Genomic DNA, 2,033 nt, shown 5'->3' on the forward strand with positions numbered 1-2,033 from the left:
CTCCTTAGCTCAGTTGGTAGAGCGACGGACTGTTAATCCGCAGGTCGCTGGTTCGAGCCCAGCAGGAGGAGCCAAATAAAAAGAAGCCGCATCATTGATGCGGCTTTTTTGCATTTAGAATCAACTGATTATTTTATTCTAATTCAAAAAGCCAGGCTCAAAACCTCGCTTTCTCGTTTTATCCCAATTCAGATAACCAAGTCGTCAGCTTAAACCACCAAGACAAACATATTTTGTCTCTAAGTATTCACCTATTTCCTGCTTAGCCCCTTCACGACCGACGCCGGATTCTTTGGTGCGCCAAAGGTGCGACTTCTGTTGAAATAAGCCCTTCATTGACACCAACCATTCCATACTCCAAACCTTCGTTAAACGTGACAATACGTTGCATGCTGTCTGTATAGAAATAACAAGCTAAACCATACTCTGTGTCATTAGCCATCATGAGTACTTGTTCATCATATTCAAAAGTAACAATAGGCAATACTGGGCCAAACCGCTCTTGTTGGACAATAGCAATACTTTGTTCTGCATGGTCTAAGACAACTGGCTCTACAAAGCGCCCAGAACGCTTCTTAGGCTAATTAAGCAGTTTAGCCTCCCTCTTGTAGCGCTTGAACGTTCATAGCCTCTAAGCGACGCCTGGCCAGCATTGCGAAACTTAGAAGCAATCAGCCCATTAGCTGCCGCATCTAAGTCGGCATCTTCAAAAACAATAAATGTGCATTCCCACCGAACTCCATTGAGACCGCTTTTACTGTATCGCTTGCCTGCCTCATCAAAATCTTGCCGACACGAGTCAAACCTGTAAATGAAATTTTCTTGATCCTAGAATCTGTACTGAGCACGAAACCAAACTCCGCAGCTTGTTCAGGAACGACCATAGATAAGGTGCTTTAGGGTTACCAGCTTGATGGGCGAACTCAACCACAACTAGAGCCGGTCAATGATGTTAACTCTGAAGGCTTGATAACCATGCCACAACCCGCAACCAATGCAGGAGCCGCTTTTCTGGTGAGCATTGCAATAGGGAAATTCCACGGTTTAATCGCCGCACACACGCCTACAGGCTATTTAATAGTGGAGAGTCGTCTTTCATGAGAGCATGGGATAACCTCACCATAAGCACGTTTAGCTACGTCTGCGAACCATTCAACAAGAGATGCTCCATATGCGGCTTCTCCTCGGCTCTCCACTAGAGATTTCCTTTGCTCAAGGATGATACCCTCAGTGTGCTCTACAAGTAATTGGAACCACTTTTTAAGAAATGCTGAGCGAGATTTAGCACTTAGTTTAGCCCATTCAACTTGAGCATGCTTACACGCTACAAGCTGAGCGTCTATATCTTCTAAGGCGCTTGTCTTTAAACGTATTAGATCCTGCTCTGTCGCAGGATTTATCACCGCAAAGCCACCGTTGTAAGACAGGTTTTCAAACAATACTTTTAGCGCTTCACTCTGTAATTTCTGCAATATTAGACTGCGCTCCTATGGGAATTCTTATTAGGGTAGTCCCACAGGTAAATAAGAGTAAAGCAAACATCGTTTTCTCATCGTGAATGTCAGAGATATAGACTCATCATTTGCTTATAAAAAGCAGATGAATGCACAGAAGTAATACCGTCCGTGAGTAAGTGATTAAAGAATTGCAAAAGAACAATCGATTAGAGCAAGAAGCACAGATGTAAAAAGCCCTAACATTTCTTCCGGTACGCGCAGTTTAGGGTTTTGTCTGAATAAGTGATGGAGCGGCTGGGCTTGCAGGCAAGCGGGACTCGTTGATCGCAGACCAAATTCCTTTATATACGAAAAAGCCCTAGCATTTCTGCTAGGGCTTTATCTGAATAAGTGGCGGAGCGGACGGGACTCGAACCCGCGACCCCCGGCGTGACAGGCCGGTATTCTAACCAACTGAACTACCGCTCCGCATTGGTCAGACAATTAAGTCTAATAAGAACCTGGCGATGTCCTACTCTCACATGGGGAAGCCCCACACTACCATCGGCGCTATTTCGTTTCACTTCTGAGTTCGGC

General features: G+C 45.1%; 1 protein-coding gene, 1 tRNA gene, 1 rRNA gene and 1 pseudogene. All 4 read right to left on the reverse strand.

Annotated features, from left to right (window positions below; all coding sequences use genetic code 11):
* Nucleotides 1-271: 271 nt before the first annotated feature.
* On the reverse strand, nt 272-520 hold the full coding sequence (locus tag ACVA54_RS19570) for an aldehyde dehydrogenase family protein (RefSeq protein WP_446649888.1): 249 nt from the start codon (nt 518-520) through the stop codon (nt 272-274).
* A gap of 172 nt (nt 521-692) precedes the next feature.
* Nucleotides 693-1,403, reverse strand: a pseudogene (locus ACVA54_RS19575) (aldehyde dehydrogenase family protein).
* A gap of 445 nt (nt 1,404-1,848) precedes the next feature.
* A tRNA-Asp gene (locus ACVA54_RS19580) sits at nt 1,849-1,925 on the reverse strand.
* Nucleotides 1,926-1,955: 30 nt separating this feature from the next.
* Nucleotides 1,956-2,033 (reverse strand): 5S ribosomal RNA (gene rrf / locus ACVA54_RS19585); the annotation flags it as partial.

This window comes from Vibrio sp. PNB23_22_6, assembly GCF_052877535.1.